At 34.2% G+C, this 26,378-nt stretch carries 28 protein-coding genes; 14 read left to right on the top strand and 14 right to left on the bottom strand.

Translation table 11 applies throughout. The features are described from left to right. Both narJ and narI read left to right on the top strand, forming a co-directional pair. Positions 1-531 carry a nitrate reductase molybdenum cofactor assembly chaperone gene (gene narJ, locus ACUN0F_RS22960; protein ID WP_445540230.1) on the top strand — a complete coding sequence of 177 codons (531 nt, stop codon included), beginning with the start codon at positions 1-3 and terminating at the stop codon, positions 529-531. Between the two features lie 17 nt (positions 532-548). Continuing rightward, a complete protein-coding gene (gene narI / locus ACUN0F_RS22955) occupies positions 549-1,238 on the top strand; it encodes a respiratory nitrate reductase subunit gamma (protein WP_445540229.1) in 690 nt (229 codons plus the stop codon). Between the two features lie 93 nt (positions 1,239-1,331). Here narI and ACUN0F_RS22950 read toward each other — a convergent pair whose 3' ends face one another. Further along, complete coding sequence (locus tag ACUN0F_RS22950) at positions 1,332-2,024, bottom strand: Crp/Fnr family transcriptional regulator (RefSeq protein ID WP_046953630.1); 693 nt, start codon at positions 2,022-2,024, stop codon at positions 1,332-1,334. 278 nt (positions 2,025-2,302) lie between these two features. Here ACUN0F_RS22950 and moaA point away from each other — a divergent pair, with 278 nt between their 5' ends. The 8 genes from moaA (at position 2,303) to ACUN0F_RS22910 (ending at position 8,705) form a co-directional block, all read left to right on the top strand. Continuing rightward, positions 2,303-3,316 (top strand): GTP 3',8-cyclase MoaA, encoded by a 1,014-nt coding sequence (moaA, locus tag ACUN0F_RS22945; RefSeq protein ID WP_445540228.1) that lies wholly within the window; start codon positions 2,303-2,305, stop codon positions 3,314-3,316. Positions 3,317-3,333: 17 nt separating this feature from the next. Next, positions 3,334-4,347: a molybdopterin-synthase adenylyltransferase MoeB gene (locus tag ACUN0F_RS22940; RefSeq protein WP_097858821.1), complete on the top strand. Its 1,014-nt coding sequence runs from the start codon at positions 3,334-3,336 to the stop codon at positions 4,345-4,347. A 42-nt stretch (positions 4,348-4,389) separates the two neighbouring features. Beyond that, a complete protein-coding gene (locus ACUN0F_RS22935; protein ID WP_445540227.1) occupies positions 4,390-5,682 on the top strand; it encodes a molybdopterin molybdotransferase MoeA in 1,293 nt (430 codons plus the stop codon). Positions 5,683-5,723: 41 nt separating this feature from the next. Next, positions 5,724-6,194 (top strand): molybdenum cofactor biosynthesis protein MoaE, encoded by a 471-nt coding sequence (locus ACUN0F_RS22930; RefSeq protein WP_445540226.1) that lies wholly within the window; start codon positions 5,724-5,726, stop codon positions 6,192-6,194. Continuing rightward, entirely contained in the window at positions 6,191-6,424 is a 234-nt protein-coding gene (moaD, locus tag ACUN0F_RS22925; RefSeq protein ID WP_264463132.1) for a molybdopterin converting factor subunit 1, read from the top strand. Before ACUN0F_RS22930 ends, moaD begins: the two co-directional genes overlap by 4 nt. A gap of 80 nt (positions 6,425-6,504) precedes the next feature. Next, positions 6,505-7,674 (top strand): nitrate transporter NarK, encoded by a 1,170-nt coding sequence (gene narK, locus ACUN0F_RS22920; RefSeq protein WP_000841870.1) that lies wholly within the window; start codon positions 6,505-6,507, stop codon positions 7,672-7,674. A 270-nt stretch (positions 7,675-7,944) separates the two neighbouring features. Further along, positions 7,945-8,142: a PspC domain-containing protein gene (locus ACUN0F_RS22915; RefSeq protein WP_000737854.1), complete on the top strand. Its 198-nt coding sequence runs from the start codon at positions 7,945-7,947 to the stop codon at positions 8,140-8,142. Between the two features lie 185 nt (positions 8,143-8,327). Further along, complete coding sequence (locus tag ACUN0F_RS22910; protein WP_445540225.1) at positions 8,328-8,705, top strand: STAS/SEC14 domain-containing protein; 378 nt, start codon at positions 8,328-8,330, stop codon at positions 8,703-8,705. 191 nt (positions 8,706-8,896) lie between these two features. On the opposite strand, the gene ACUN0F_RS22905 is transcribed toward ACUN0F_RS22910, so the two are convergent. The 7 genes from ACUN0F_RS22905 to ACUN0F_RS22875 all read right to left on the bottom strand — a co-directional run bounded on the left by ACUN0F_RS22905 (position 8,897) and on the right by ACUN0F_RS22875 (position 16,366). After that, entirely contained in the window at positions 8,897-9,370 is a 474-nt protein-coding gene (locus ACUN0F_RS22905) for a precorrin-2 dehydrogenase (protein ID WP_445540224.1), read from the bottom strand. Further along, the gene (locus tag ACUN0F_RS22900; RefSeq protein WP_046953623.1) at positions 9,363-10,073 is read right to left on the bottom strand and encodes a sirohydrochlorin chelatase; all 711 of its coding nucleotides are present in this window, start codon (positions 10,071-10,073) and stop codon (positions 9,363-9,365) included. The genes ACUN0F_RS22905 and ACUN0F_RS22900 overlap by 8 nt, the downstream gene beginning before the upstream one ends. After that, on the bottom strand, positions 10,070-11,494 hold the full coding sequence (locus ACUN0F_RS22895; RefSeq protein ID WP_445540223.1) for a uroporphyrin-III C-methyltransferase: 1,425 nt from the start codon (positions 11,492-11,494) through the stop codon (positions 10,070-10,072). Before ACUN0F_RS22895 ends, ACUN0F_RS22900 begins: the two co-directional genes overlap by 4 nt. Positions 11,495-11,552: 58 nt before the next feature. Then, positions 11,553-11,870 (bottom strand): nitrite reductase small subunit NirD, encoded by a 318-nt coding sequence (gene nirD / locus ACUN0F_RS22890; RefSeq protein WP_264463130.1) that lies wholly within the window; start codon positions 11,868-11,870, stop codon positions 11,553-11,555. 15 nt (positions 11,871-11,885) lie between these two features. Further along, a complete protein-coding gene (gene nirB / locus ACUN0F_RS22885; RefSeq protein ID WP_445540222.1) occupies positions 11,886-14,291 on the bottom strand; it encodes an NADPH-nitrite reductase large subunit in 2,406 nt (801 codons plus the stop codon). Positions 14,292-14,502: 211 nt separating this feature from the next. Further along, positions 14,503-15,210: an iron-sulfur cluster repair di-iron protein gene (gene ric / locus ACUN0F_RS22880; protein ID WP_445540221.1), complete on the bottom strand. Its 708-nt coding sequence runs from the start codon at positions 15,208-15,210 to the stop codon at positions 14,503-14,505. Between the two features lie 199 nt (positions 15,211-15,409). Next, on the bottom strand, positions 15,410-16,366 hold the full coding sequence (locus tag ACUN0F_RS22875) for an excalibur calcium-binding domain-containing protein (protein WP_445540220.1): 957 nt from the start codon (positions 16,364-16,366) through the stop codon (positions 15,410-15,412). Between the two features lie 208 nt (positions 16,367-16,574). On the opposite strand from ACUN0F_RS22875, the gene exsG reads away from it, so the two are divergent. After that, the gene (gene exsG / locus ACUN0F_RS22870; protein ID WP_000395678.1) at positions 16,575-16,727 is read left to right on the top strand and encodes an exosporium protein ExsG; all 153 of its coding nucleotides are present in this window, start codon (positions 16,575-16,577) and stop codon (positions 16,725-16,727) included. Positions 16,728-16,943: 216 nt separating this feature from the next. Beyond that, positions 16,944-17,153, top strand: a complete 210-nt coding sequence (locus tag ACUN0F_RS22865; RefSeq protein WP_000830261.1) for a hypothetical protein — start codon at positions 16,944-16,946, stop codon at positions 17,151-17,153. A gap of 93 nt (positions 17,154-17,246) precedes the next feature. Here the strand turns inward: ACUN0F_RS22865 and ACUN0F_RS22860 are convergent, their stop codons facing one another. After that, positions 17,247-18,086: an arylamine N-acetyltransferase family protein gene (locus ACUN0F_RS22860; RefSeq protein WP_000988906.1), complete on the bottom strand. Its 840-nt coding sequence runs from the start codon at positions 18,084-18,086 to the stop codon at positions 17,247-17,249. Positions 18,087-18,636: 550 nt separating this feature from the next. Between ACUN0F_RS22860 and ACUN0F_RS22855 the strand changes: the two genes are divergently transcribed. After that, positions 18,637-20,238, top strand: coding sequence for an esterase/lipase family protein (locus tag ACUN0F_RS22855; RefSeq protein ID WP_445540219.1), 1,602 nt, complete (start codon positions 18,637-18,639; stop codon positions 20,236-20,238). A 185-nt stretch (positions 20,239-20,423) separates the two neighbouring features. On the opposite strand, the gene ACUN0F_RS22850 is transcribed toward ACUN0F_RS22855, so the two are convergent. Continuing rightward, positions 20,424-21,008, bottom strand: a complete 585-nt coding sequence (locus ACUN0F_RS22850; protein WP_002085940.1) for a hypothetical protein — start codon at positions 21,006-21,008, stop codon at positions 20,424-20,426. Positions 21,009-21,482: 474 nt separating this feature from the next. Between ACUN0F_RS22850 and spoVS the strand changes: the two genes are divergently transcribed. After that, entirely contained in the window at positions 21,483-21,755 is a 273-nt protein-coding gene (spoVS, locus tag ACUN0F_RS22845; RefSeq protein WP_000427790.1) for a stage V sporulation protein SpoVS, read from the top strand. A 246-nt stretch (positions 21,756-22,001) separates the two neighbouring features. Here spoVS and ACUN0F_RS22840 read toward each other — a convergent pair whose 3' ends face one another. From ACUN0F_RS22840 to ACUN0F_RS22825, 4 genes are all read right to left on the bottom strand, one after another. Next, positions 22,002-23,138, bottom strand: a complete 1,137-nt coding sequence (locus ACUN0F_RS22840) for a site-specific integrase (RefSeq protein ID WP_445540218.1) — start codon at positions 23,136-23,138, stop codon at positions 22,002-22,004. 20 nt (positions 23,139-23,158) lie between these two features. Then, positions 23,159-23,677 carry an ImmA/IrrE family metallo-endopeptidase gene (locus tag ACUN0F_RS22835; RefSeq protein WP_116365555.1) on the bottom strand — a complete coding sequence of 173 codons (519 nt, stop codon included), beginning with the start codon at positions 23,675-23,677 and terminating at the stop codon, positions 23,159-23,161. A gap of 243 nt (positions 23,678-23,920) precedes the next feature. Further along, positions 23,921-25,003: a hypothetical protein gene (locus ACUN0F_RS22830; RefSeq protein ID WP_086398565.1), complete on the bottom strand. Its 1,083-nt coding sequence runs from the start codon at positions 25,001-25,003 to the stop codon at positions 23,921-23,923. Beyond that, positions 24,987-26,369, bottom strand: a complete 1,383-nt coding sequence (locus ACUN0F_RS22825; protein WP_445540217.1) for a chromosome partitioning protein ParB — start codon at positions 26,367-26,369, stop codon at positions 24,987-24,989. The genes ACUN0F_RS22830 and ACUN0F_RS22825 overlap by 17 nt, the downstream gene beginning before the upstream one ends. Positions 26,370-26,378 lie beyond the last annotated feature (9 nt).

The following is a 26,378-nucleotide window of genomic DNA, read 5'->3' as shown; positions in this document are numbered from 1 at the left end:
ATGAAACAAAGTTTACAAACTGCTTTTTCATGTTCTTCATTCCTTCTTTCCTATCCGGAACTCGGGTGGAGAGAAGCTTTAACTGAATTGCAAGAAGAGATTGAAGCGATTGAACAGGAAGACGTTAAAGCATCACTTACATCATTTATAAAGCAAGCGCTGGATAAAATGGATGATCAATTAATTGACTGTTACGTATATACATTTGATTTTGGTAAAAAGACAAATATGTATCTTACTTATATGAACACCGGCGAACAAAGAGAAAGAGGTATTGAGTTATTAGAGTTAAAACAACATTATAAAAAATCAGGTTTTGAAGTAACAGATAAAGAACTACCTGATTATTTACCGTTATTACTCGAGTTTTTTGCAAATGCAAATGAGCAAGACAGTGAACCAATTATGAGTAAATACAAGGAAAACATACAAGCATTACACGTTCAGTTAAAAGAAGCAGATAGTATGTATGAACCAATTCTTGCGGCTGTTCTACTCACTATCGATACATGGGGTGTACAGACAAATTAGAAAGGAGAGTTGTCAAAATGATGGATCAATTTCTATGGGTATTGTTTCCCTATATCATTTTTGCAATCTTTATCGGTGGACATATTTTCAGATACAACTATGATCAATTTGGATGGACATCAAAATCTAGTGAACTATTAGAAAAGAAAATGCTCCGAATTGGAAGTCTATTATTCCACTTTGGGATCATGTTCGTAATTGGCGGTCATGTTATGGGGATTTTAATTCCAGAGGCTATATACCGTTCAATAGGTATTTCGGAGCATATGTATCATGTAGTAGCGATTAGTTTCGGACTTCCGGCAGGTGTTGCTTCTATCATCGGTTTAATTATATTAACGTACCGCCGCGTAACAGTAAAACGTATCATTGCAACGAGTACAAAGGGAGATTATATTGCGCTTATTTTATTACTTATCGTAATGCTAGCAGGACTTTCTTCAACTTTTTTAAACATCGACTCAAAAGGGTTTGATTATCGTACAACGATCGGTCCTTGGTTCCGAAGTCTCTTTATTTTCCAACCGAAAGTCGAATATATGATGGAAGTGCCTGTATGGTTTAAAATTCATATTCTTGCAGGGATGGGGCTTTTCGCAGTATGGCCATTCACTAGGCTAGTACATGTTTTTAGTGCCCCAATTAAATACTTAAGCCGTAGTTATGTGATTTACAGAAGACGTATTCCAAATGAATTGAAAAAATGATTTAGTTTTATATGTTTAGTAGTTTATAAGGAAAGCCGAGATCTAATTGGAGACCTCGGCTTTCCTTATAGGTATAAGTATCTAAAAAAGATGCTAATCAATACTACAAACAGAGGCAGAGCAATCTTCACAAGCAATTTCACATTTTAAAAATTGTAAATCGTGAATTGTAATCTTTCCTTTATGAATAGAAATTGTACCTTGCTTTTTTAATTCATTTAACATTCGATTTACACTTTCACGTGAAGTTGCACAGAAATTAGCGAGTTCTTGATTTGTTAACGGTAAATCGATGAGAATACCATTTTCTTTTAATACACCATAACTATTTGTCATTCGAATGAGAGTAGAATAAAGGGCACCTTTTTTGCCGTGTAATACTAAATCTCGGAACTTCGTTTGCATTCTTCTTAAATGTTCACTAATCCATTTCATAAATTCAAATACAAGTGCGGGCTTTTGGAGTAATTCTCTTTCTAACGCTTCACGCTTTATAACGCCTACTTCAACATCTTCAAGGCATTTTGAATTTAATAAATACTTCGCATCGTCCGTGAACAATGTTAATTCTCCAATAATGTCATATGCCGAACAAATTCGAAGTGTTAATTCTTGTCCGTCAGCACTAAGTTTACTAATTTGTACTTTTCCTGAGTGGATAATATAGAGTTCGGTTGCCTCCATACCTTCTTGAAAAATAAAACTACCTTTTTTTATCTGCATTTTATATTCAACAGATGCAAGTAATTCCTTTAAATCTTGAGATAATTTCATACTGTTTGTCACAGCAATCACCTTTCTTCTTATAAGCAATCCATTTCCTATTTTGAGTGTAAGTATGCTGGAAATGCAAGAGATATTTGAAAAATATAGTGAAATTTCAATGACCGTAAGGAGTAGGCACTGAAGATGTGAACAAAATTCGAACGGATTTGTGAAGAATTTTTGAATGGGGAAAGTGATGTGAGAAAAGTCACATTGAATATGTAGCTTCTTTTTTATAATAAAGACAAATGAAAAATTGAAAACTTACTAAGGATTGCAGCAGAAAAGAAGGGATATAGATGCACGAGAAAATGAAAGATTCTTTAGAACGGCCACTTCAAGATTTACGTATTTCAGTTATGGATCGTTGTAATTTCAGGTGCACATATTGTATGCCCGCTGAAGTATTCGGACCTGATTACGCTTTTTTACAAGAAGAGTTATTATTAACGTTCGATGAAATAGAAAGATTAGCAAGATTGTTTATAAGTATGGGAGTCAATAAAATTAGGCTTACTGGCGGCGAACCGTTATTGCGTAAAGACTTACCGAAGTTAATCGCTAGACTTACAAAGCTAGAAGGTTTAAAAGACATTGGGCTCACAACAAACGGAATTCATTTAGCAAAACAAGCTAAGGCGCTAAAAGACGCGGGATTAAAGCGTGTAAATATTAGTTTAGATGCGATAGAGGATCACGTCTTCCAAAAAATTAACGGAAGAAATGTAAGTACAAAACCTGTACTGAAAGGAATTGAAGCAGCGAAGGCAGCTGGATTAGAAGTAAAGGTAAATATGGTCGTAAAAAAAGGAATGAATGATAGTCAAATTCTTCCTATGGCTCAGTATTTTAAAGAACAAGAAATACAGTTACGTTTCATTGAGTTTATGGATGTTGGCAGTACGAACGGATGGAACTTTGAACAAGTTATTACGAAGGAACAATTAATAGAGAAGATTAATCGCGTATATCCGATTGAGCCTGTTCAACCTCGTTACTTTGGAGAAGTTGCGAAATTGTATCGATATGTAGGGAGCGATGCCGAAGTTGGATTTATTACTTCAGTATCTGAGTCATTTTGTTCTTCTTGTACGAGAGCTCGTATTTCGGCAGACGGCAAGTTTTATACGTGCTTATTTGGAGAAAAAGGAACGGATTTGCGAACGCTTCTTCGAGAAAATATTTCGGATGCCTCACTATTAAAAATTTTACAACATACATGGCGATATAGAACAGATCGATATTCAGATGAAAGAACGATGGAAAGTACAAATAAACGTCCAAAAGTTGAAATGTCATACATTGGCGGATAGCGAAAGGAGGATTCTCTATGCAAGAGCGATATTCAAGGCAAGTATTGTTTTCTGGAATTGGTGAAATGGGACAAAGCAAAATAAGCGAAAAGCAAGTGCTCCTAATCGGTGCGGGTGCACTAGGAGCTGCAAATGCGGAAGCGCTCGTTAGGATGGGAATTGGGAAATTGACAATTGCCGATCGTGACTACGTCGAATGGAGTAATTTACAGCGGCAACAGTTATATACAGAAGAAGATGCAAAGCATTGTAAACCGAAAGCAATTGCAGCGGCAGAACATTTAAGAAAGATTAATTCTGAAGTGGAAATTGTACCAGTTGTAACGGATGTCACAATGCAAGAAATAGAAGAGTTAACAAAAGAAGTGGAGCTCATATTAGATGCGACTGACAATTTTGATACGCGCCTACTTATAAATGACATTTCACAAAAAGAAAATATACCTTGGATATACGGTGGATGCATTGGAAGTTACGGTGTAACGTATACAATTCTTCCTGGGAAAACACCATGTTTTCGCTGTCTAATGAATCATCCTATGGGCGGTGCAACATGCGATACAGCCGGAATTATTCAGCCAGCTGTACAGATGGTTGTTGCTCACCAAGTGACAGAGGCGATGAAAATATTGGTGGATGATTATGAGTCGCTAAGAGGAACGATGTTATCATTTGATATTTGGAACAATCAATATCTCTCATTAAAAGTAAATAGACAGAAAAAAAGTACATGTCCATCTTGTGGGAAATCACGAACGTATCCAAGTCTAGCATTTGAAGCGCAGATGAAAACTGAAGTGCTATGCGGACGGAATACAGTTCAAATCCGTTCAGGAATAAAGAGAGATCTTAATTTAAACGAAATTCAAAAACGATTACAAAAAAGTGTACATGTCCAAAAAACGCCTTACTTACTATCATTTCTAATTGATAAATATCGTTTCGTTTTATTTACAGACGGTAGGGCATTTATTCATGGAACAAATGATGTGAAAATAGCAAAACGATTATACGCAAAATATATAGGATGAACAGAAAGAGCGTTGTCCCTTATTAAAATGAGGTGAAAAAGAATGTTAGAAAAACGTATACCAATTCCGGTGGCAGAAGCAGTGGCACGTGTAATGAAATACGCTCATCAAGGTGAAATAGAAGAGGTTTCTCTTATAGAAAGTTACGGAAGAATTCTTGGAGAAGATGTTATTGCAGATCATGATGTCCCTCATTTTGATCGCTCTCCATACGACGGGTTTGCGATTCGAGCAGAAGATACAAAAGAAGCAAGTAGCAGTAATCCCATTCTGTTTGAAGTGATTGGTGAAATTGGAGCCGGTTTTGTTTTTACAGAAGAAGTGAAAGCATTTCAAGCTGCCCGTATTATGACAGGAGCCGCAATTCCGAAAGGGTGTAATGCGGTTGTTATGTTAGAGCTAACAGAAGGGTTTGAAGAAAATGAAACGACTTATATGAAATTGAAACGTTCCTTTATTGCTGGGGATAACATTTCTTTTAAAGGAGAGGATGTAAAACAAAATACCATCCTTGTGAAAAAAGGGACTGTTATTAACCCTGGAGTAGTGGCGCTTCTTTCAACGTTTGGTTATAGTACCGTTCACGTTGTAAAACAGCCGGTTATTGGAATTGTAACGACAGGAAGTGAACTGCTTGAAGTACATGAACAATTAAAGCCAGGGAAGATTCGAAATAGTAACTCCTATATGATAGCTGCTCAAGTTGAACGAGCGGGCGGGGTTGTACAGTATTATGGACAATTCGCTGACGATTTTGAGACATGTTATAACACTGTGAAAAAAGCGATAAAAGAAGTCGATATTTTAATTACAACTGGTGGCGTTTCGGTAGGAGACTATGACTATTTACCTGCTATTTATGAGAAATTAAGAGCTAATGTACTTTTCAATAAAATAGCGATGCGACCAGGAAGTGTGACAACTGTAGCTGAGCTAGAAGGAAAACTATTATTTGGTCTATCTGGTAATCCTTCTGCATGTTATGTCGGTTGTGAATTATATGTCCGGCCAGTCATTAGAACATATTTGCATAGAAAAGATCCGCACATATTTCGTGCAGAGGCAATTTTACAGAAAGACTTTCTGAAAGCAAACCCATTTACTCGTTTTGTAAGAGGGAAAGTGGAAATTGTAGATGGAACATTGCAAGCAACACCAGTTGGTTTAGACAAATCTAGTGCCATTTCTTCACTTGCAGAAGCGAATGCATGTATCGTCCTGCCGGGCGGAACGAGAGGATTTGAAGCAGGAATGACTGTTTCGGTACTGTTATTAGAATCAAACGTCGGAAGTGAGTGGCCGTGGGAAGAACAGTTTCGATCATACAAAGAATAGAAAAATAGATTGCTAACTTATACAAAGATAAGAGGTGCAAGATGACACATACGTATTATGAAGTAATTGATACACCTATTTCAATTGAAGAAGTTACAAACAAAGTAATTCTTCGTGAATGTGGCGCAGTTGCAACTTTCATTGGTACTGTTAGAGAATTTACGAAAGGCCGTCGTACGCTATATTTAGAGTATGTAGCATATAAGTCAATGGCGGAGAAACAGCTTAAGAAAATTGGCACCGAAGTAGGAGAGAAATGGCCTGGGACATATGTCGCCATTACACATCGCATTGGTACATTACAAATTTCTGATCTTGCTGTTGTCGTCGCTGTTTCTACACAACACCGGAAAGCAGCCTATGAGGCGAACGAATATATTATGGAGCGTATAAAACAAATTGTTCCAATTTGGAAGAAAGAGTTTTGGGAAGATGGTGAGTCATGGATAGGTGATCAGTTAGAGAAGGTAGCGTATGCAAATGGTGAGCCTGGAAAGAAGATGAGAATATGATTGAAGTACTATTATTTGCACATTTACAAGAAGAAGTAAGTAAGTCAGCATTACACATAGATTGTGAAAATATTACGGTTGCTGAACTAAAGGAAGTCCTTATTACGAAATACAACGTAGCAATTTCAAGTGAGATAATGGTCGCTATAAATGAAGAGTATGCACATGAGGATGACATCATTCAAACTGGCGATGTCGTAGCAATGATTCCGCCAGTAAGTGGTGGTTGATTCTTTTCAGCCTAATCATGTTAGGACGTGATTAGGCTGGAGGGAATGAATATAACTATGCATACATAGGAGGGAACAGGATGAAAAGTCCTAATTTTCAATTAAGTTTACAAACTTCTAATCTAGTAATCGGTTTTATGGTGTGGGTGATTTTATCATCATTAATGCCTTATATTAAAGTGGATATTCCATTAACTGCGGGACAAATTTCTATGGTAACAGCAGTACCAGTTATTTTAGGTTCTGTTCTTCGCATTCCAATTGGTTATTGGACAAATCGTTTCGGAGCAAGAAAATTATTCTTTATTAGTTTTATTCTATTATTATTTCCTGTCTTTTATATTAGTGTTGCCAATTCAATGATGGATTTAATTATTGGTGGCTTATTTGTCGGAATCGGTGGGGCCGTATTCTCCGTAGGGGTAACTTCTTTACCGAAATACTTCCCGAAAGAGAGTCACGGTTTTGTAAATGGTATTTACGGTGTCGGTAACGCCGGAACAGCAATTACTTCGTTCTTAGCACCCGTCATTGCAACATCAGTTGGCTGGAGAACGACGGTACAGTGTTATTTAGTTTTACTTGCAGCATTTGCACTTATGAACTTTTTATTAGGTGATCGTAAGGAGAAAAAGGTGAATACACCATTAATGGAACAAATAAAAGGGGTATATAAAAATGAAAAACTTTGGTTTTTATGTATCTTTTACTTTTTAACATTCGGATCATTTGTCGCATTTACAGTATACTTACCAAACTTTTTAGTATCTCACTTCGGATTAGAAAAAGTAGATGCAGGTATGCGGACAGCCGGATTCATCGTACTCGCAACAATGATGCGTCCGATTGGTGGTTGGCTTGGTGATAAGTTTAACCCGTTTAAAATATTAATCTTCGTATTTGTCGGTTTAACACTTTCAGGTATTATTTTATCATTTATGCCTAGTATGAACGTGTATACTTTTGGTTGCCTACTAGTCGCATTTTGTGCAGGGATTGGTAATGGTACAATCTTCAAACTCGTTCCAATGTACTTCTCAGAACAAGCTGGTATTGTAAATGGACTCGTTTCAGCTTTAGGTGGACTAGGAGGGTTCTTCCCGCCCCTAATTTTAACTTTACTATTCCAACTAACAGGTCATTATGCAATTGGATTTATGGCATTATCAGAAGTCGCACTTGCTTGTTTAATCATTACAGTGTGGATGTATAGCCAAGAGAAACTGTTAGTGATGTTAAAAAATCATTAATAAGGAAAAAGAACCGTTCCAAAGTATTTTGGGACGGTTCTTTTAGTAATAGGCTTCAACATGTTTTTTATTGATATCTCAACAAACGCTTGTTTTCTAAAATAATGTGGTTTTAAAATGAAAAAAGAAGGCTTATGTGATTTTATGTTAAAATATAGATGTCAGGTGTTATTCAATTAAAGGGCAGGTTAGTTAAAGAAAGTTTAAATTTCTTCCAAAGATCGAACTAATTTTTAACATACAAATATTTAATTGAATCGGGGTGTTTAGATGAAAAAATTATATAAGTCCACTCAAGATAAACAAGTATCAGGTGTGTTAGGTGGCTTAAGCGACAAGTATGGAATTGATGTAAGTATTCTTCGCATAGTAACTGCATTATCAGCTTTTTTTACTAGTGGATTTACAGTGTTACTTTATATAATTGCTGCAATTGTTTTGCCTACGGATAAAGAAATTAAGGGATAAATGTATGACCTTAAACCTAATTCTACAATCAGGAACTTTAAAGAAACGAGTAGATAAAGGCATTCCGCTTCTTACACGTTTAGCGTACTAGAAAGAGGCTTCCTTTGGTCAGCTTGCTTTTGTAGGGATGGGAGTATCAAGTAAGAGTGTTATGAGATTTTTACGCTAAGGGGGATGATTCTAAGTTGAATAAACGGAATATTAGAACGACAGTTTCAGGAGATTTGATTGTTACCCATCTAATTGGCCAGATTAAAACAGAGGATGTGTATGAATGGTTTAATGGTTTTGAACAGGTTTGTCAGCAATTTATTTCTGAGGGGCGGAAATACAAATTATTGGTAGATAGAAAAGGATACAAGCCAACTCATTTTTCTGTTCAAAAAGTATGGAAAGATAAGTTCTTCAATGAAACCATTTTGAATCATAGTAAGGCAATTGCATTTCTTCTTGAAGAAGGGGAGATACTGAATTATTTGCAACAATCCAATACGAAAGAATCTGTGGAATTTTTTGATGATTATGAACAAGCGCTAATTTGGTTGGATGAATACCCAATATAAAAAACTGAATGGAACGAGTTGCTCGTAATGTTGCAGTTATCATAACATTTACTGGTTTACAAGTTGCCAACACCATTCAATTTCTTCGCAGATTGCCTGTGCAGTTTCAAAAAAGAAACCAAAACAAAAAGAACAAACGCCTCTAAAAAACGTTTGTCCAAAGGTAATTACTATTTTAGCTAAGAAATAGATTACAATTTGTGTGAACGAGAAAGTCTTTTTATAAGATTAGGAAGGATAGAGGTTAACTCTAGTTTCAAACGCTTCGTAAACGATGGATCTTTACCAGAAGTTGAAATAGTGACAACATATTCATCATGTCGGATGACACCAGGTGTGTGAAACGATGATTCTGTACCATCACTTACAACGTTAACCCACTGGGAATCGTGGGCGGCCTGTTTGACCATCATATTTATAGCATGTTGATTTGTAGCTGCATAAATAAGATGAGCATTTTTAATATCATCATTAGAAAAAATTTTTTGCTTCCAATTAATATAAGGAAGTTCTTTCATTTCCTTGCAAATTTCTGGGCTGACAACGGTGACAAAAGCGCCTGTATCTTTTAATCCAGACGCTTTTCGATATGCGATTTTACCTCCACCAATGATAACGACCACTTTATTATGTAGATTAAACATAAGAGGGTACATGTTATACATACACACATTCCTCCATTCGTTCTAGTAATGTTAATTTCATATATGTATCAAACTGAAGGCAATTGCAAGTTGTAACGTGATCGTATTTTTTTGTATGCAACTTAATTTTTTGAAGCAATAATCCAGTAAAGAGAAGGTACGGCATGACATATACATGGGATGCAGTCGATGTTATAGTCTTGAGCTCAGCAGTAAAAATGGGCGTTCCTTTCGTTAAAAAGGAACAACATACTGGCATACCGAGTTTTCGTTCGACAGCTGCTCCGATTTGTTGTAACTCATGTATCGGCTGGGGGTCACTACTACCTCTCCCTACGAGTAAAACACTACTACTTTGCATTGGAATAGTTTCACGTATTCTTTTTACTACAAGTTCAACCATATGTGGATGTGTACTAAAAGGTTGTACAACTGAAAATGTTATATGTGGATATTGCTTTTGTATTTTTTCTATCTCAAAAGGAATATCACGTTTATAGTGAGCTGCTGCAAATAATAAAACAGGTACAATCATTATTTCAGTTGCTCCCTCTAGTATTGTTTCTGTAATGGCATCTTGAATGGTAGGTGTCGTTAGTTCAAGAAAAGCTATTTTTTGACTCCTTTCGTTACGTTCTTTCATAACAGATTGAATAAAGTGAATGAATTGTTCATTACCTTCTCGCAGGCGACTACCGTGTCCAACATATACAATTCCTTTCATCGTACCACCAAATCTTTCTTCATAATCATGTCTTGTAATTGCTCATCTACATTATGAAAACCGACTTTATTCGCATAGTGTAAAGTTGGAATGTCGGTATACGAGAAGGGAAGAGTAAGAATATCGATAAAGCCAAGTCGTTTTATTTCTGATAGAAATGTATCAATTGAGGCACGCCCTTCAAACACAATGCTATCCCATGAGAATTCAGAAAGCATACGAGAATGGACTTCATCGAAACGATGATCAATTGTATACGAATGAGTCATCATATATGAACCGGCACCAATTTTCTCTTGAATAAAAGCAATTCGATTAATATTTCTACCTAAATAAACAGTTGTATCGGAAGAGAACTCTGCTTGTTTACTTAGTAGCCCATATTGCATAAGTTTTTCTTGAGTGGCAACGTTCAAATATTGCAGTTTCGCCTGTAAGGAACGAATATCTTTCTGATGTTTACTACATGATTGCATCAATATTTCTACACTTTCAGCTGAACAAAAAACAAGGCGATCAACGTTAAAAATTTCATTGATTTGTTCAAGTGTTAATGTGTATTCTGCTTTTTTGAAAGTAGGAATTTGATATATTTCTGCACCGGCTTCTTGTAACTTTTGCTTCATTGAACTTGTTTTATTCGTTGCGGATGCAAATAAAACTTTTTTACCATGTAATGGTTTACGTTCTTTCCAAGCGATTTGATTACGTAAGGAAACGACATCACCAACAATTGTCATGGATGGATTTGAAATATTCTCGTTTTTGACGATAGGAACAATGGTTGAAAGTGTTCCTGTGACAACGCGCTGCTTTCCGGTTGTACCCCATTCAATGACGGCTACTGGCGTATCTTTTTTCTTTCCTGCTTGTAGTAAGTTTTCACAAATTGTAGGTAAGTTTTTTATACCCATGTAGTAGGCAATTGTGTCGCTATTGTGGGATGAATTATATTTTCCATGATCGGTTAAAGGCCCTTTTGCATGCCCAGTTAATAAAGTGACGCTATTACTGTAGTTACGGTGGGTGAGGGGGATACCTGCATAGCTACTAGCGGCGATGCTAGATGTAATACCTGGTATGATTTCATATGGAACGTTCGCTGCTGCTAAAGTTTCTGCTTCTTCACCAACGCGGCCAAAAATAGATGGATCTCCGCCCTTTAATCGGACAACGATTTTTCCTTCTTGTGCGAATTGAAGGAGGTGGGCGTTAATCATTTCTTGTCGCATAATATGATTCTTTGGCATTTTGCCGCAATAAATAAGTTCACATGTTTCTTTTGTATAACTAAGAAAGAAAGGGTTTAATAAACGGTCATATAAAACGATATCTGCACGCTTTAAACAATCTATCGCTTTCTTTGTAATAAGCCCTTCATCACCTGGTCCTGCACCAACTAAATATACATATCCGTTCATCATCGCACCTCTTCTATTTTTATTTAAAAGGAAGCCAGAGGAGGCTTCCTTTCGAAAATTACATGTATAAATAAATGTCACCATCAATAACTTCTACTTCGTATGTTTGAATACAGCCGTCATCAGGTTTTTGAACTTCACCTGTTAGTAATGAAATTTTCCAATCATGCAGTGGACAAAAGACGAATTCTCCAGATACAATTCCTTCTGCTAACGGTCCGTTTTTATGAGGACAACGATTTTCTACAGCTCGAATATCTCCATTTGAAAGGCGGAATAGGGCGATAGATATACCTTTCATTTGCACTTCTTTACCGATTTGAATAGGAAGGTCTTCCGCACGCATAACTTTTATTTTTTCTTTCGTTTGTATCATATAGATCACAGCTCCTTATTTCACAGTTTCTACTTCATACATCGCTTTTAATGACTTCGTTTCTAGTGCTTGTCCCCACGCTTCCGTATATGTGCTACGAGCTGTTTGGAAGCGTTCATTTAGCGTAGTCACCATACTTGCATCTTGTAGTATTTCTTTTATGTGATCGAAACCTAAACGTTCTGTCCAGTAGGCAGTACGCTCTCCGTATATACCAGTTTCACGATAATATTGCATGTAAGCTGTAGCGATGCGAAGGACATCACCTTCAGTAGGGACAATCATTACAAAATCAGCTTCGCGTACTTCTGTACCACCATTTCCACCAATATAAAGTTGGTATCCATTTTCGACACAAACAACGCCAAAATCTTTCGTCAGTACTTCCGCACAGTTACGCGGACAACCCGTTACACCCATCTTCATTTTATGGGGTGTATCTACCATTTCTAATGATTGTTCAAGGAGCATACCAAGTCCTAATGAATCTTTCGTACCGAAACGGCAGAAGCGAGAACCAACACATGATTTTACATTACGAAGCGATTTTGAATACGCATACCCCGAAGTCATATGTAAGTCAGCCCATACGTTAGGTAAATCTTGTTTTTTCACACCATATAAGCCGATTCGACTCGCACCTGTAATTTTCACAAGAGGGACGTCATATTTTTTCGCAACTTCAGCAATTTTCATTAAATCATCAGCTGTTGTAACGCCTCCGTACATACGTGGAATAACAGAGAATGTACCATCGTACTGGATGTTCCCGTTCATTCTTTCATTAACGAAACGGGACGATTTATCATCTTCATATTCTTCTGGAATCGCCATACGTAAATAGTAATTTAAAGCAGGACGACATTTTGAACAGCCATCTTCATGTACAAAACCAAGAACATTTCGTACTTCTTTTGGAGATTTTAAGCCTTTCTCGTGAATGGCGGCTACGACTTCATCACGTGATAAAGTTGTACATCCGCACATACCAGCAGACTGCGCAGAAGCATCAAAAGCATCTCCGAGTGTATGAGATAAAACTTGTTCCACAAGCGGACGACATTTACCACAAGATCCTGCGGCTTTCGTGCAGCCTTTTACTTCTTCAAAAGTAGTTAACTCTTGCTCTAAAATGGCATGAACGATTGTACCTTTCGTAACACCATTACATCCACAAATCGTGTCATCTGCACTCATTGTAGCAACGTCAAGTTCACTTTCTTCACCAGCTTTGTGAAGAAGGGAAGCGGCTGTATATTCTTGTATATCCTCTTCTTTCTTTAACATGCTAAAGAGGCGTGTACCATCAGCTGTGTCACCATATAAAACGATACCGACGACTTTATTATCACGAATTAATACTTTTTTATAGGAACGTTTACATTCATCAAATATTGAAATTGCTTTCGTCTGATCATCTTCATAAATTTGGCCAGCAGAGAATAAATCACAACCAGCAACTTTTAATTGCGTACCGACGATACTGCCCGTATATCCATCAGTTTGTAAATTCGTTATATGTTTCGCTAATATTGCGCCTTGTTCATAAAGAGGGGCAACAAGTCCATATGCGATACCATCATGTTCTGCACATTCGCCAACTGCATAAATGGATTCATCATTTGTAAGCATGTAGTCATTGACTACAATGCCTCGATTGACAATGAGACCAGCATCTCTTGCTATTTTCGTATTTGGTCGTATTCCGACAGCCATTACGATTAAATCACAATCTACAACTTCACCATCTTCAAATTGAATGCCCTCAACATGTTCTGTGCCAAGAATTTTTACAGTTTTCTTTTCCATTAAAAACTTCATGCCTTGTACTTCTAAATCTTCGCGCAGAAGAGAAGCGGCTTTCGTATCTAGTTGCTGCTCCATTAAGCTAGGCATTAAATGAACAACATGTACGTCCATTCCTAAGTCAATAAGACCTCTTGCGGCTTCTAAACCGAGTAATCCACCACCAATGACAACGGCCTTTTTCTTTTCTTTAGCGGTATCAATCATAAATTGTGTATCTTCAATTGTTCGAAAGCCTGTTACACCAGGAAGGGTGGAACCTTCAACAGGTAAAATAAAAGCACTAGAACCTGTTGCAATAATGAGCTTGTCATATGTAAGAGTACGATTTTTTTCTGTAGTAATAATTTTTTCTTCTCGGTTAATACTTTGAACTCTTTCGTTTGTATACAAAGTTATTTCGTTTTCATCGTACCAACTATATTCATTCATAATGATATCTTGCATATTTGTTTTGCCTTGTAAAACATGAGAGAGCATAATACGGTTGTAGTTTGGATGCGGTTCATCTCCAAAAATAGTAATCTCATATGAATCACTATCATGTTTTAATATTTCTTCCATACAGCGTATGCCAGCCATACCATTTCCGATCATCACTAAACGTTTTTTCATTTTCGTTTCCCCTTTTTATGTGAAATGTTGAACAAAGGATTATATTTCTATTATAGAAAATCAAAAAAGGGGGAGATGTGATATTTATCACACTTCTATAATGATTCACAAATTATTAAAATTCGGGTTAATGTGAAGGGGAGAAGTGTGGATGTTATTCACGTAATGAAAAAGCAGGACATGAGTAGAAATACTCATGTCCTGCTTTTATTTATGCTCTTGTAATTGCACGTGGAAATAAAATATTATTTTCTAAATGAATATGCTCAAATAAATCAGACTCTAGCGCTTCAAGACGTTGATAAACAAGTCGATAAGTGCCGCAAGCTCCTTCTGGCGGCGTAAAGTCATTTGTCACTTTACGAAGTTCTTTTATAATATTTCCGGCATGATTGTGTTCATTTTCTAGTTCATCTACTACTTTACGTAACTTTGCATAGTTTTCATCAGTTGGATTTTGTTCAAATTCTAAAATTAATGGAAAATCTTCCGTTTTTTCTTTAATTAAATGCTGTTCTAATTCCATTTTAAGTTCATGAAATAGCTTATGAATTTGAGCTAAATGAGGCTGATTTGCTCCATGAACGCGTAATACTTTCGTCACATATGGACTTAGCTGTGGCAACTCTTCATTTAAATAACGATGATGCTTATTAATTACATAATCAATCAATTCACGATAAGAAGCATTTTTCCAATCAATTTCAGATTCATTTAATAGTTTTGTTTTATGATAAAGCGTATTTATCTCTGTAAGTACTTCTGTTGCTGATAAATTTCTTTCATGAATTGCATCAATAAGTGGTTTATTACCACCACAACAAAAATCTATTCTATACGATTTAAAAAGATCACTAGCTTTCGGAAATTGTGTAACAATCTCACCAACAATTGAAGTTTCAGTAAATGTATGTTCCATATGAATGCCTCCATAAAGTTTAAATGTAATATCTAAATTAAGAATAGCGATAATTGAAAAACAATGTGGTGATTGAAATCACTTATTATGTGTCTGATTTGAGAATAATAGGAGTGTTATAAATGGAAGAGAGAGGAGGTAATTAGTCGCAATACTATTTGATAAAAAAAGAAGCTTACTAGAAGCTTCTTTTTTTATACTATTTTTCACATGCAACTCCATCACCATCACGATCAAGTTTAGAGCTATAACCTGGTTGGTCTCTATATAAAGGAGCTTTCCCAGCACTTCTAACTGCGGCACAATTTGCGTAAGTTACATTACTATTGTTACTTGCAGCCGGTTGTGTTTGAGCTTGCTGTGCTTTTTTCTGTTCCTCTTGTTGTTTACGATCTTGCTCATCAGCTATGCGTTTTTGCTCTTCTTGTTGCTTACGAGCTTGTTCATCAGCGAGACGTTTTTGCTCTTCTTGTTGTTTACGATCTTGCTCATCAGCCTGGCGTTTTTGTTCCTCTTGTTGTTTACGATCTTGCTCATCAGCCTGGCGTTTTTGCTCTTCTTGTTGTTTACGAGCTTGTTCATCAGCGAGACGTTTTTGCTCTTCTTGTTGTTTGCGAGCTTGCTCTTCGGCTTGGCGTTTTTCATCCTCTTGCTTACGAGCTTGTTCTTCCGCTTGACGCTTCTTATCTTCTTGCTTTTGAGTTTTTTCATCTGCTTCTTTCTTTGCTGCTTCATCTTTTTTGTCGCTATCTTTTTGTTCTGCATTGTTAGATGCAACTTTTTTACTAGTAGCTGACGTCTTTTCAGAAGAAGGGTTTGAAATACTTGATAACGCACCAAAAATGACAAATAAAATAGCAGTGATTATAAATTGTTTTTTTGCTACACCTGTCTTTTTAATTACGGATAAGATTGCTAGAATAAGGAAAAAAATAAATAAAATTAAACTTAAAGTAGCAAAAAAATCGATGACTGGGTGTTCAGATTTTGTAGTGCCCATTCCTGTTAAGAGAATTGAAATCATAAAAAGAATAACAGTAGGACGACCATATTGTTTTGCTTTTCCATTTTTCTTAAAGAATGAAATGATACATAGTATTAAAAGAATAAAAGCAATAAAAAATAAAGCTGCACCAATATTACTCAAAATTGCCATTTTTATACCTCCATTTGTAAGATTTTCACTATTGATTATATAGGAACTTATTGGATATTACACGATTTATATAAATTTAGAAAATTAGTATTTTTAATAGACTTATAAACATTCATTTCATATATAAGGAAAAATGGATATATTCCCTATTACATTTTTGAAGAGAATTCATAAAGTGTAATATAACGATTGAAAGGAGGGGGTTTAAATGGAATTTCAATTATTGGTAACTTGTATATTACAAGAAGGTAATGCTTTCTTTTTAGTAACGAAAGTAGACGATGTTATTACGTTAAAAGTACCGATTACTGCGGGAGTAGCAGGTTTATTCTTAGCTTTAGGTGTACCAAGATGTTCTTAATTTAAGTTTCTAGAGTAGAAGGGAAGGGATATACCTTTCTCTTCTACTCTTACATAATATGATTATGTAAACTGAAATATTGTTTTGTAATAGCACGTTTAAAATGGACATGCATATACTATAATGTTTCATTGGATGTTAGTGATGAAAGGTAGTTTTCACACGTGCATGTAATGATGTTCATTAAGTTATGAAATTAAAGAGGTGCTATTATATATGAAAAGAAGAACATTGGATATTCCAGTTACATTGCGAAGAGAGTGGTTTTTAATAGAATTAGCCCATTTAACGAAAAAATATGGAATTGAAATTGCAACTAGCAAAATGGAAGCTGCACCGTTTTTAAGAGATCAAGTTACGGAATCAAAAATAGGATCAGGCCTCCAATATGATAAATATGATGATGAGTATATCATTGAAAATTAAAGGATACCAGCAAAAAAATTCTTTATAACAAAATATAAAATAAAGCAGATTCTAAATATGGAATCTGCTTTATTATGAAATACTTCTAGTCAACTAGCCTCTTTCTAGTGTTTTTCCTACATATTTTACTTGCGTTATTCCAAAAGATTCACGAAGAATGCGAGCATAATCTTTTGATTCTATTGGTCGTTTATTTTTTGTGCCTTTAAAGGTTTCTGTATAATTTTTATTTGTTAATGATACGTGACCATAATCAGTTAATTTACAAGTAATAGCCCCTTTATTAAAAGGCGATTCTTTATGCTCTACAATCACTTTTTGAATGTTATTCACTTTTTTCTCATCTATTGGATGTAAAGTGAAAGCATAGCCTATTTTCCATTCGTGTGAAGGTTCAGATTGCAAGAAATTTGTAGATTCCCCGTTAGCTCCTTTTCTCATTTCTAAAATGTGTGTACCTTTTCGGGTAGTTTGTTTGCGAATTCGATATTCTCCCGTTTGAGAAGAAATCACTTCTCCGTTAAAAGGGACGGGATGTAGAGGTAGATGAGATGCAAAGCCTGCGTCTATAACATAATCTTTAAAATTATGATTTAATATGATTATGACATGACCATCATCGGGTTTCCATTTATTATCGTAAAGATCATAAACAGTACCAGCTACTTTATATACTTGAAACCCACAATCCATTAAAAAGTAATACAATAAGGAGTTTAATTCATAACAAAGACCGCCTCGTTTTTGAATTAGTAACTTTTCTACTAAGTTATTTTTTGAGATGTTTTTAATAGTACCAGCCATAATATCGAGATTTTCATAGGGGAGAATCAAGCCCATTTTCAAGAGAATTTCATCTAAATCATTAAATGTTATTTCTTTTGCAGGAATTTTTAGTCGTTTAAAAAACTCCTTTTGTAAATTGGTCATCATAAAGCATTCTCCTTTCTTTTTACAGAATTTTCTTCTGCTCACCGATAGGTTAGTACTTATAAAAGTTTAATTCAAATCTGCGAAAATTATCATAATATATGTTTCTCGAAATATTATTTTCTATTCGGAAATTTCAGTTTAAAGTTTAATGGTAGGAAAGTCTTACAGTATAAGCCTCTATTCATTTGTTTTGTATAAAATTAAATAAAAGTACATATCTTCATTAATCTTTTTTATAACTAGGTGGTAATAAAGTGTTTTTTTCCTAAAGTTTTTTCAAGATTTGTATACTTTATATAGACAATAATGATTTAGAGATATTTGGATTTAGTACGGTTAACAATTATTGAGAAACTTTTTTATAGTGTTCTCTCAAAAGGAAGAGATAGAAACAAAGAGAATAACGTGAGTTAAGAAAGAAGGTGTACTAGTAATCTCTTGCAAATAGGGACAAGATTTTGTTTAAGTAAAAAGATTATCTAGTATTAAGAGAGAAGATAAAAAAATATTACAAAGAGCACCTTCTTTCAAAAAAAGTGGGGGGAGTAACATGCGATTGATGAGAAGATGTGTTGCCTTACTGATTATATTTTTAATTATGGCTCCAATGATTAGCACGAATGTACGGGCAGAAGTTGTAAAAGAGCTTGGAAAGGGATTTCCTGATACAGAAGTATTTACACCTGGAGAATGGTTTTTAGGTCAAAAACCTGCCAATTACGATGAGAATAAGCCTCCAATTCTTTTTGTACAAGGAAGGAATGGGAATGCTGATAGTTGGTATGGAAAGACAGTGTATCACGATATAAATGATATGTATGATTATGCTTTAAAAGCAGGATATCAAACAGTATTTATACAATTATATGATGCTGCTGGGAAAGGGTCAGCTAGTCAGTGGGACAACGGAAAATTGTTAGCACAAAAGTTAGAAGAAATATATAATCACTTCGGTAAAAAAGTTAATATTGTAGCACATAGTAAAGGCGGTATCGATACACAGGCTGCATTAGTAGGATATGGTGCAAATCGATTTGTAGGAAATGTTATAACGCTTGCGACGCCACATCATGGCTCAAATTTAGCGGACTTATCATATAGTTGGTGGGCTGGATGGCTGGCTTCTATATTAGGTCAAAAAGATGATGGTACGTACTCATTACAAATGGGCGAAATGGCAAAATTTCGTTCAACGATTGATAATAATCCAGCAGCTAAATTAAACCGTTACTATACGGCTACTGGGACTAGCTGGGGACCAGTATTTTCTGCGCTATCTATGGGCGGGTTATATTTGTCATCATACGGTTCAAATGATGGACTAGTAAATGAGTGGAGTGCTAAGCTGCCATATGGAACGCATTTATTTACAGATTCCAGATTTGATCATGATAATATACGAAAAGGATCTGCTGTTTTCTCTCGAATTGAACCATATTTACGTACATCAAATGTAGCTGTACCAGCTTTAGTAGCATCCAGCACTAGTTCAGATGAAAATATAGAACAACTAAATACAACTTCAAATCAAAACATTTTAGGAGGAGAATTGCCACAAAATCAGTGGATAGAGCAAACTGTTACGGTTGATAAAAAAGCTGAAGGAATCGTTTCTATCTTAACAGCGTCTTCTGATGTAGAAGTACAAATGATGTCTCCAAAAGGAAAAATGTATACAAATAAGGATAGCGTTATTACTACTGATGAAGGTGAATCTTTCTTTGGTGGTGCGACAATTAGAACATTTAAATTTGATAAAATGGATGTAGGAGAATGGAAAGTTAAAATGATGGCGAAGCAGTCGAAAGATGCATTTTTAATTGTAAGCGATTACAATAGTGGTGCACCATTTGTTCTCCAAATGCCTACAAAAGTTAAAGTGAATAAATCTGAGTATAAACTGAAAAAATCACCTGTGGCACCTGAAATGAAAGGGGATCTTTCTATAACAGTAAGAGTAGTTAATAAAGAAGGGAAACTAGTCTCTGAATACAATGAATTACAAAAGGGTAATAACAATACGTTTACTGGTGCTTTGAAGGACATAAAGCAACCAGGAGTATATAACGTTACGATGGATATAAAAGGGACGAATAAAGAAGGACAACCGTATAATCGTACAATTGTTAAGTCGGTTTATGTGGAGAAGTAAGAAAGAATGAGGGGTTTTTAATATAAAAAGTACCGAACTTTTGTAGTAGAAGAGTTCGGTACTTTTTTCATGTTTATTAGATTAACAGAAACGTACAATGGAATTTATGTTTGATTATAGGAATCAAAAGAGCATTATTCAATAAAAAAAGATGCTGAAATAGCATCTGAATGTGAAGAGAATTATTAACTTAGTTTTATAACTGTTAATTCAACTGAATTAATACCATTATCACAAGTTGCAATACTTTGACGATTAAAACCACTATTATTTTTCAGTTGAAGAGTGGAATTAGCTGTCACTGTAACAATCGTTTCGCCTGCTAGTTGAAGACATTCGTTATTTGATGAAGTATTCATTTGGAAAGCGAAATCACCTTGACTATTAGCGAGTGGATTATTATTTAAAAATATAGTCATGACTGGAATATGTGGAAATACAGGATTTGAAGTAGTGTTAATCGTTGAAATGAAAGAAACTCTATAATCACCAGCTTGACTAAATTGTATAGTAGTAGGATTTAGTAAGGAAACTCCTCCTGCTATAGGGCCAACGTGATTGAATGGAAAAGGATCTCCAAAAGGAACAGTTATAAACTCAGTTTGCCAAAAAGTGCCGTATGCTGGACAGCTTTTTTTATGTGAATGGTCGCATGAACATTTTTTATAGGAACTAGAAGAGGAGTTGCATGAACATTTTTTATATGAACTGGAAGAAGAGTTACATGAACATTTTTTATTTGAATTTGAAGAATGATAGTATGAACCCAATATATTACCTCCTATTATGAATGAAGTGTATACTCATAGTATTTTATGCTTGTCTTATATAAAAGGTGATAGATTTGGAGTATAAAGTGCGAATACGATGAAATGTAGTAATAGAATAGTAGCTGTAACGATTTTGAAGAAGAAAAGGTTGATGTTTTGGTGGAAATATCAGTGGAATATCTTGAAAGATTGAAGTAAAGCGGGCACGCATATTTTACATGTGAAAGTAAAACCATTATCCTCAGTTGCAATGATGTGATCGTTTAAGTGAATGTCTATTTTGAAGTGTTTGTATATTAGAGTTTGTGGTTATTATCTTTTATTTACGTAGTGGGGCAGGAAGAAGACGAAAAGTATCGAATGAATGTACATATGTAGCATTGTTTGCTTTTGGTGTGAATAGTAATAAAAGATACGTTGAAATATTTTAAACCGTAACAAAAGAGCGATTAAATAATAGAGGGAGCAACTTACATGGAAAATATATTAAAGGTATCTTCAAAATCAAAACCAAATTCAGTAGCAGGTGCAATAGCTGGTGTACTAAGAACAAGTGGCAATGTGGAAATTCAAGCGATTGGGGCAGGTTCTATAAATCAAGCGATAAAAGCAATTGCAATCGCAAGAGGATTTGTTGCTCCAAGTGGTATTGATTTGGCTTTTGTTCCAGCATTTCAAGAGGTTACTATTAATGATCAAGAAAGAACGGCGATTAAATTAATTGTAGGTCCTAGAAGGAAAAGATAACTGCAGTAATTCAGTATTGAAATGATGTTTAACATAACAAACAAAAAGTGTCACAAATGCTTATGAAATAGGCATTTGTGACACTTTTTTTGTTTTGTTTAAAATGAAATGAATAACCCCAAAACTGCTCATTCTTCTCCCAAGATTCAACGATATAGGCTTAGAAACCTTATTATATCAAGGTTTCTAAGTGGTGGTTTTCCTCGATGCTCACATTTTGCTCACATTAAATATTTTCATTTTTTATCAGGTGTTTTCATTAGATTTTATTATGCTCTCGAAGTTTTCTGCTGCTTGTTGCTGCATGTTCTGTGTGATGTGACTATACTTGTCTAAAGTCATTTGAATAGAGGAATGCCCTAAGCGGTCTTGTACGATTTTAGGGTGTTCTCCAGCCTGAAGCATGAGTGTAGCGTGAGTATGTCGCAAGTCGTGTATACGAATTCGAGGAACACCAGCTTTTTTATAGTGATCATTCAAAAAGCGATGAGGAGCATCTATATGTAAGGGTGAATGTATCGTATTGCCGGTGAAAATAAAGGCCTCTTCATTCAAGTGTATACCCCAGCGGAAAAATTCTTTCTTTTTATAGGAGTAGTAGGATTGTAACTTCCCTATAACAAAAGAAGAGATACTAATGTTTCTATTTGAAGACTTAGTTTTTGTCGCAGCTTTAAATAGTCCTTTTTCTGTTTTTACAAGCGATTTATTAACCAGGATACGTTTATTATCAAAGTCAATATCTTTCCACGTTAGTGCAAGTAATTCTCCGCGTCTCATACCTGTATAGATTGCAAGTAAAAAGAACGTATGGTACTTAATATTTTTTTCTTTTAGATACTGGAGGAATCGATTACACTCTTCGCTAGACCATGTTTTCATCTCACCTTGCTCTTCACGTGGTTTTTTAACCTTATTCATTATATTATCATGTATGATTTCCCATTCTACAGCGTGTTTGAAAATGCATCTTAGGCAGCGGTGGATATTGCTGATTGTACCATTTGATAGTCCTTTTTCCTTAAGTTCAGCATAGTAGCTTTGAATCATTACGGGTTTAATACTCTTAATTTTTTTATAACTAAATGGGGGAAGGATATAGAGCCTAACTAAGCTCATGTCTTTTTCATAAGATGTAATTTTTAATTCAGCTTTACGAAGGGGCTTTAACTTTTCCCATACATCTAAAACAGTTAATTGTTTGTCATCAAAATATATTCCTTTCTCTATCTCTGTAATCATCGTTGCAGCAGCATTTTGGGCTTCTTTTTTTGTTCTAAATCCACTTTTACTTTTTTGCTGTCGTTTTCCTGTGGTTGGATCTATACCGATATCTATCGTAAAAGACCACGCATTTCCACGTTTACGGAAACTTCCTTTCATATTCAATACCTCCTGTATCGTTATTTTTGAAAATTACAGTATTGTGATATTTGATTTTGTAATTTACTTGCTAATAATTGATTTTCATAATGTAAAAGCCTTTTTTCAGCAAACTGTGTTGTTACATTGAATTTTTCTGAGATTATATATGCTTTTAACTGTAGGGGAGGAAGCTTTCTTAACATAAAAGTAGGTACACAAAATTGTTGTGCGAAGTTTTTAGCCTTTGCTTCTTGATAATCTAGAAACATTTGATGCATTAATAATTGATTACCAGAATGAAATAGGATGTGACAGGCCTCATGGCCAAAATCCTCCCATTGTTCTTGCTGAGAGATACGATTATCAATAACTAAGTTAGCTATTTGATTTCTTTCCATTGCATGACTTCCAAACGGAGCAAAGTACAGCAAAATGTTTAGCTTTTTCGCAATCTCCATCATATCAATTTGCTCGGGAACAAAAATAGATAAGGATTGGTACAAGTGCTGGATATAGTCTTCAAGTTGTGTTGTATAGTAGGGTTGCGATTGAAACATATTTTCACTCCATTCATATATTAAGAACGTACGTTCTTATGATATAACAAAAATAAAAAACTTGGAAGAGCAAGAAAGACAGGCAAAGAGATAATTATGAATTATATGTCTTGGAATCGTGAAGTTGAAAGTAAATTAAATATTAGATTATCGGTGCGATAAATTGATAAAAAGAAAAAAGCGTAAGAAATACATTTCTTACGCTTTTTTTTATGTGTCTTAAATATTATTTTCCTTTTGTAACTAAATTTCCCATGAAAACCTACTTATTTTTATTACAGGAATAATAATCCACCAAATAATAGCTAGCAAGCTAATAATAGATATTGTAGCCGTAGCAAATTTTAAGTATTGATTATTTAAATTTAAAGTATATATGAAAAAATTAAGTGAAATTGCTAAGTACGAAAATATATTAAAGATAATGATTGAGGATTTATGTTTTGAATCAATTAGCTTAGTTCGATTGATTAACATTATTTGATTATATTCACTTACTTTATTTAGCAGTAATTCCTTTAAATTTTCTAGTTCTTGAAGGGTTTCTTGTGAATAATATAATTTATCTTCTAAAAATGAAAAGAATATAATTTCATTTTTTAATTTAACAACAGCAATATTGGATTTGTTTATTGTAATCTGATAAGCTTCATAATCTTCTTTAGAAATAAACATTTTTATTTTTTGATTTAGTTCTTCTGAAATAATATTCTTATTGAATTGTTTTTTTGTAAAGTAACTACTGATACTCTTATGGTAAATATGATTTATATCTCCTAACTCTAACCCATCAAAAAAGTTAAATCTAATTTTCTTATCATATTGAAAACGTTCAAATTCATTATTTAAAAATTCACAGAACATTATTAGGATATTGTGATTATTTATAAGATCTAGCCAAAACAGAGAAAATTCAAATGACATAGGTATACAAAAATGAATTACATTATTTAAATTATAAACTTCCTCTGCATTTGGATTGAAATTCAATTGAAATTCTTTGGAGATATCTTCAGACTCTTTACTTTGGAACTGAATTAAACTCTCATCTTTATTATATTTACAAATGAATGAATAACCTAAGTTAATCATTGTTTTTTCTAACTCTTTTATAAATAAGTCAATCCAATTGTTAATGTCAATATAGATAAGATCGCTTTTCTTTGATAAGATTCCTTGATCAGTTAAACTCATAAGAGAGTCTATTTCTGTTGAGTGAAACTCATCTGTTAGTTTTTTTTGATTGAATATAAAATAATTACTGTTGTGTAACGTGAAATGCTCTGGTATTCTAGACAAAATTTCATATTCATGCCCCAATAACATTTGATGCACATCCCATAGGTTTTAATTTACTATCAATTTGACTAAGGAAATCTTCAAAAGTTTTTTCTTTATCCTTTTTTTTGTAAAAGTCTATTAAGTAACATAGATTATTATGTATATTTTGTTTATCCATTTTTGAGATAGAGGAGAAAAGTTCTAAAGTTTTATTTTCAATCCTTAAAATTGATGTATCTATGTTCTCGTTTGTCTCTAAAATGAAATTGTTAATTAAACTATAAAAGAAAGCATTTTTAATAGTTTTTATGTACATTAATGTCTCATCTTCACATTTATTTGCAATAAGTTTTTCTATTTCTTTGAAACCTTTAGTAAGTTCTACTTTTATAAAACGTGATGTTGAAATTATTTTTTCGTTTGCTAAAGATAATAGTACTTTGTTGTAGTCCTGATTTAAGTAATCGTATTTTAGTAATTTCGTTAATTGTTCAATAAATAAGTCGATGTCTTCTGTTTCAATATTTTTAGAACGGGATAAAAGTTTCCCTTCATCGCCATTAATTAATAATATCTTATCATCTTGTTCAGAAATAGTGACTTTAATGTGGGAAATAGGATATTTATCATAAAAATATCTAAGTTCATCCTGAGCTAATGCTTCGTAAGTACTGATATTTTGATTTATATTAATACCGACTTCCATGCGCCCTTCTACTTCAAACTTTATTTTTGTTGGAATTGCTTTGTCAGCAAGTAAAATACTGCGTAAAGAATGATCTTTCAATTCCATAAAGGAAAAACTACTATTGTTAGTAATAATATTTAACACGCCACTAATAAATTCTTTTTTTTGCGATTCTGAGTGAGTGTAGTCAGAATAATTTGTAACAAGTGCGATATTATGCTGTAAGTAAAACCTTAATTCGGTATGAATTAATTTTTCATTTTTATTTTCTTTAAAGTAGGTATTTTTAGAACTTGTAAATCTTATATCTAACACAGTGTTATTACATTCTAAAAAGTGATGTATTTCTAAATTTTCAATACTTATTTTTTGAGAAAGTGTAGTTGATAACTGCTTAAAGCGATCTCCTAGGTTTTCTAGATTCAAGATTGTTTTAGAATAAGTAAACATAAGGGCATTAAAGTCTGATTTTGGAGATGAAAGGGTGTGAAAAAACGAATCTACTAGACACTCTAGTTGTCGCTTATGTTCACCCTGAAAATCTAAATATTTACAATAAAAAAAATTAGGATAATTATCCGGAGCAACTGCTGTATTTGTTATAAGCCGTTTTTGTACAAGTTGTGAATATAGATTGATATATTGATTGCTATTTAAATGCATAAGTTTTTCCCAAAAACTAAATTGGTTTCTTCGAGTGAAAAATAATTTTTGTTCTTGCATAATGGCTTG

This window comes from Bacillus sp. 1A (assembly GCF_052682215.1).
The sequence above is the reverse complement of the archived record's forward strand: the minus strand, read 5'-3'. Positions and strand labels throughout refer to the sequence as shown.

Coding starts and splice junctions, on each gene's coding strand:
- narJ (WP_445540230.1), top strand. CDS start 1: ATGAAACAAAGTTTACAAACTGCTTTTTCATGTTCTTCATTCCTTCTT.
- narI (WP_445540229.1), top strand. CDS start 549: ATGATGGATCAATTTCTATGGGTATTGTTTCCCTATATCATTTTTGCA.
- moaA (WP_445540228.1), top strand. CDS start 2,303: ATGCACGAGAAAATGAAAGATTCTTTAGAACGGCCACTTCAAGATTTA.
- ACUN0F_RS22940 (WP_097858821.1), top strand. CDS start 3,334: ATGCAAGAGCGATATTCAAGGCAAGTATTGTTTTCTGGAATTGGTGAA.
- ACUN0F_RS22935 (WP_445540227.1), top strand. CDS start 4,390: ATGTTAGAAAAACGTATACCAATTCCGGTGGCAGAAGCAGTGGCACGT.
- ACUN0F_RS22930 (WP_445540226.1), top strand. CDS start 5,724: ATGACACATACGTATTATGAAGTAATTGATACACCTATTTCAATTGAA.
- moaD (WP_264463132.1), top strand. CDS start 6,191: ATGATTGAAGTACTATTATTTGCACATTTACAAGAAGAAGTAAGTAAG.
- narK (WP_000841870.1), top strand. CDS start 6,505: ATGAAAAGTCCTAATTTTCAATTAAGTTTACAAACTTCTAATCTAGTA.
- ACUN0F_RS22915 (WP_000737854.1), top strand. CDS start 7,945: ATGAAAAAATTATATAAGTCCACTCAAGATAAACAAGTATCAGGTGTG.
- ACUN0F_RS22905 (WP_445540224.1), bottom strand. CDS start 9,370: ATGTATAACATGTACCCTCTTATGTTTAATCTACATAATAAAGTGGTC.
- ACUN0F_RS22900 (WP_046953623.1), bottom strand. CDS start 10,073: ATGAAAGGAATTGTATATGTTGGACACGGTAGTCGCCTGCGAGAAGGT.
- ACUN0F_RS22895 (WP_445540223.1), bottom strand. CDS start 11,494: ATGAACGGATATGTATATTTAGTTGGTGCAGGACCAGGTGATGAAGGG.
- nirD (WP_264463130.1), bottom strand. CDS start 11,870: ATGATACAAACGAAAGAAAAAATAAAAGTTATGCGTGCGGAAGACCTT.
- nirB (WP_445540222.1), bottom strand. CDS start 14,291: ATGAAAAAACGTTTAGTGATGATCGGAAATGGTATGGCTGGCATACGC.
- ric (WP_445540221.1), bottom strand. CDS start 15,210: ATGGAACATACATTTACTGAAACTTCAATTGTTGGTGAGATTGTTACA.
- ACUN0F_RS22875 (WP_445540220.1), bottom strand. CDS start 16,366: ATGGCAATTTTGAGTAATATTGGTGCAGCTTTATTTTTTATTGCTTTT.
- exsG (WP_000395678.1), top strand. CDS start 16,575: ATGGAATTTCAATTATTGGTAACTTGTATATTACAAGAAGGTAATGCT.
- ACUN0F_RS22865 (WP_000830261.1), top strand. CDS start 16,944: ATGAAAAGAAGAACATTGGATATTCCAGTTACATTGCGAAGAGAGTGG.
- ACUN0F_RS22860 (WP_000988906.1), bottom strand. CDS start 18,086: ATGATGACCAATTTACAAAAGGAGTTTTTTAAACGACTAAAAATTCCT.
- ACUN0F_RS22855 (WP_445540219.1), top strand. CDS start 18,637: ATGCGATTGATGAGAAGATGTGTTGCCTTACTGATTATATTTTTAATT.
- spoVS (WP_000427790.1), top strand. CDS start 21,483: ATGGAAAATATATTAAAGGTATCTTCAAAATCAAAACCAAATTCAGTA.
- ACUN0F_RS22840 (WP_445540218.1), bottom strand. CDS start 23,138: ATGAAAGGAAGTTTCCGTAAACGTGGAAATGCGTGGTCTTTTACGATA.
- ACUN0F_RS22835 (WP_116365555.1), bottom strand. CDS start 23,677: ATGTTTCAATCGCAACCCTACTATACAACACAACTTGAAGACTATATC.
- ACUN0F_RS22830 (WP_086398565.1), bottom strand. CDS start 25,003: ATGTTATTGGGGCATGAATATGAAATTTTGTCTAGAATACCAGAGCAT.
- ACUN0F_RS22825 (WP_445540217.1), bottom strand. CDS start 26,369: ATGCAAGAACAAAAATTATTTTTCACTCGAAGAAACCAATTTAGTTTT.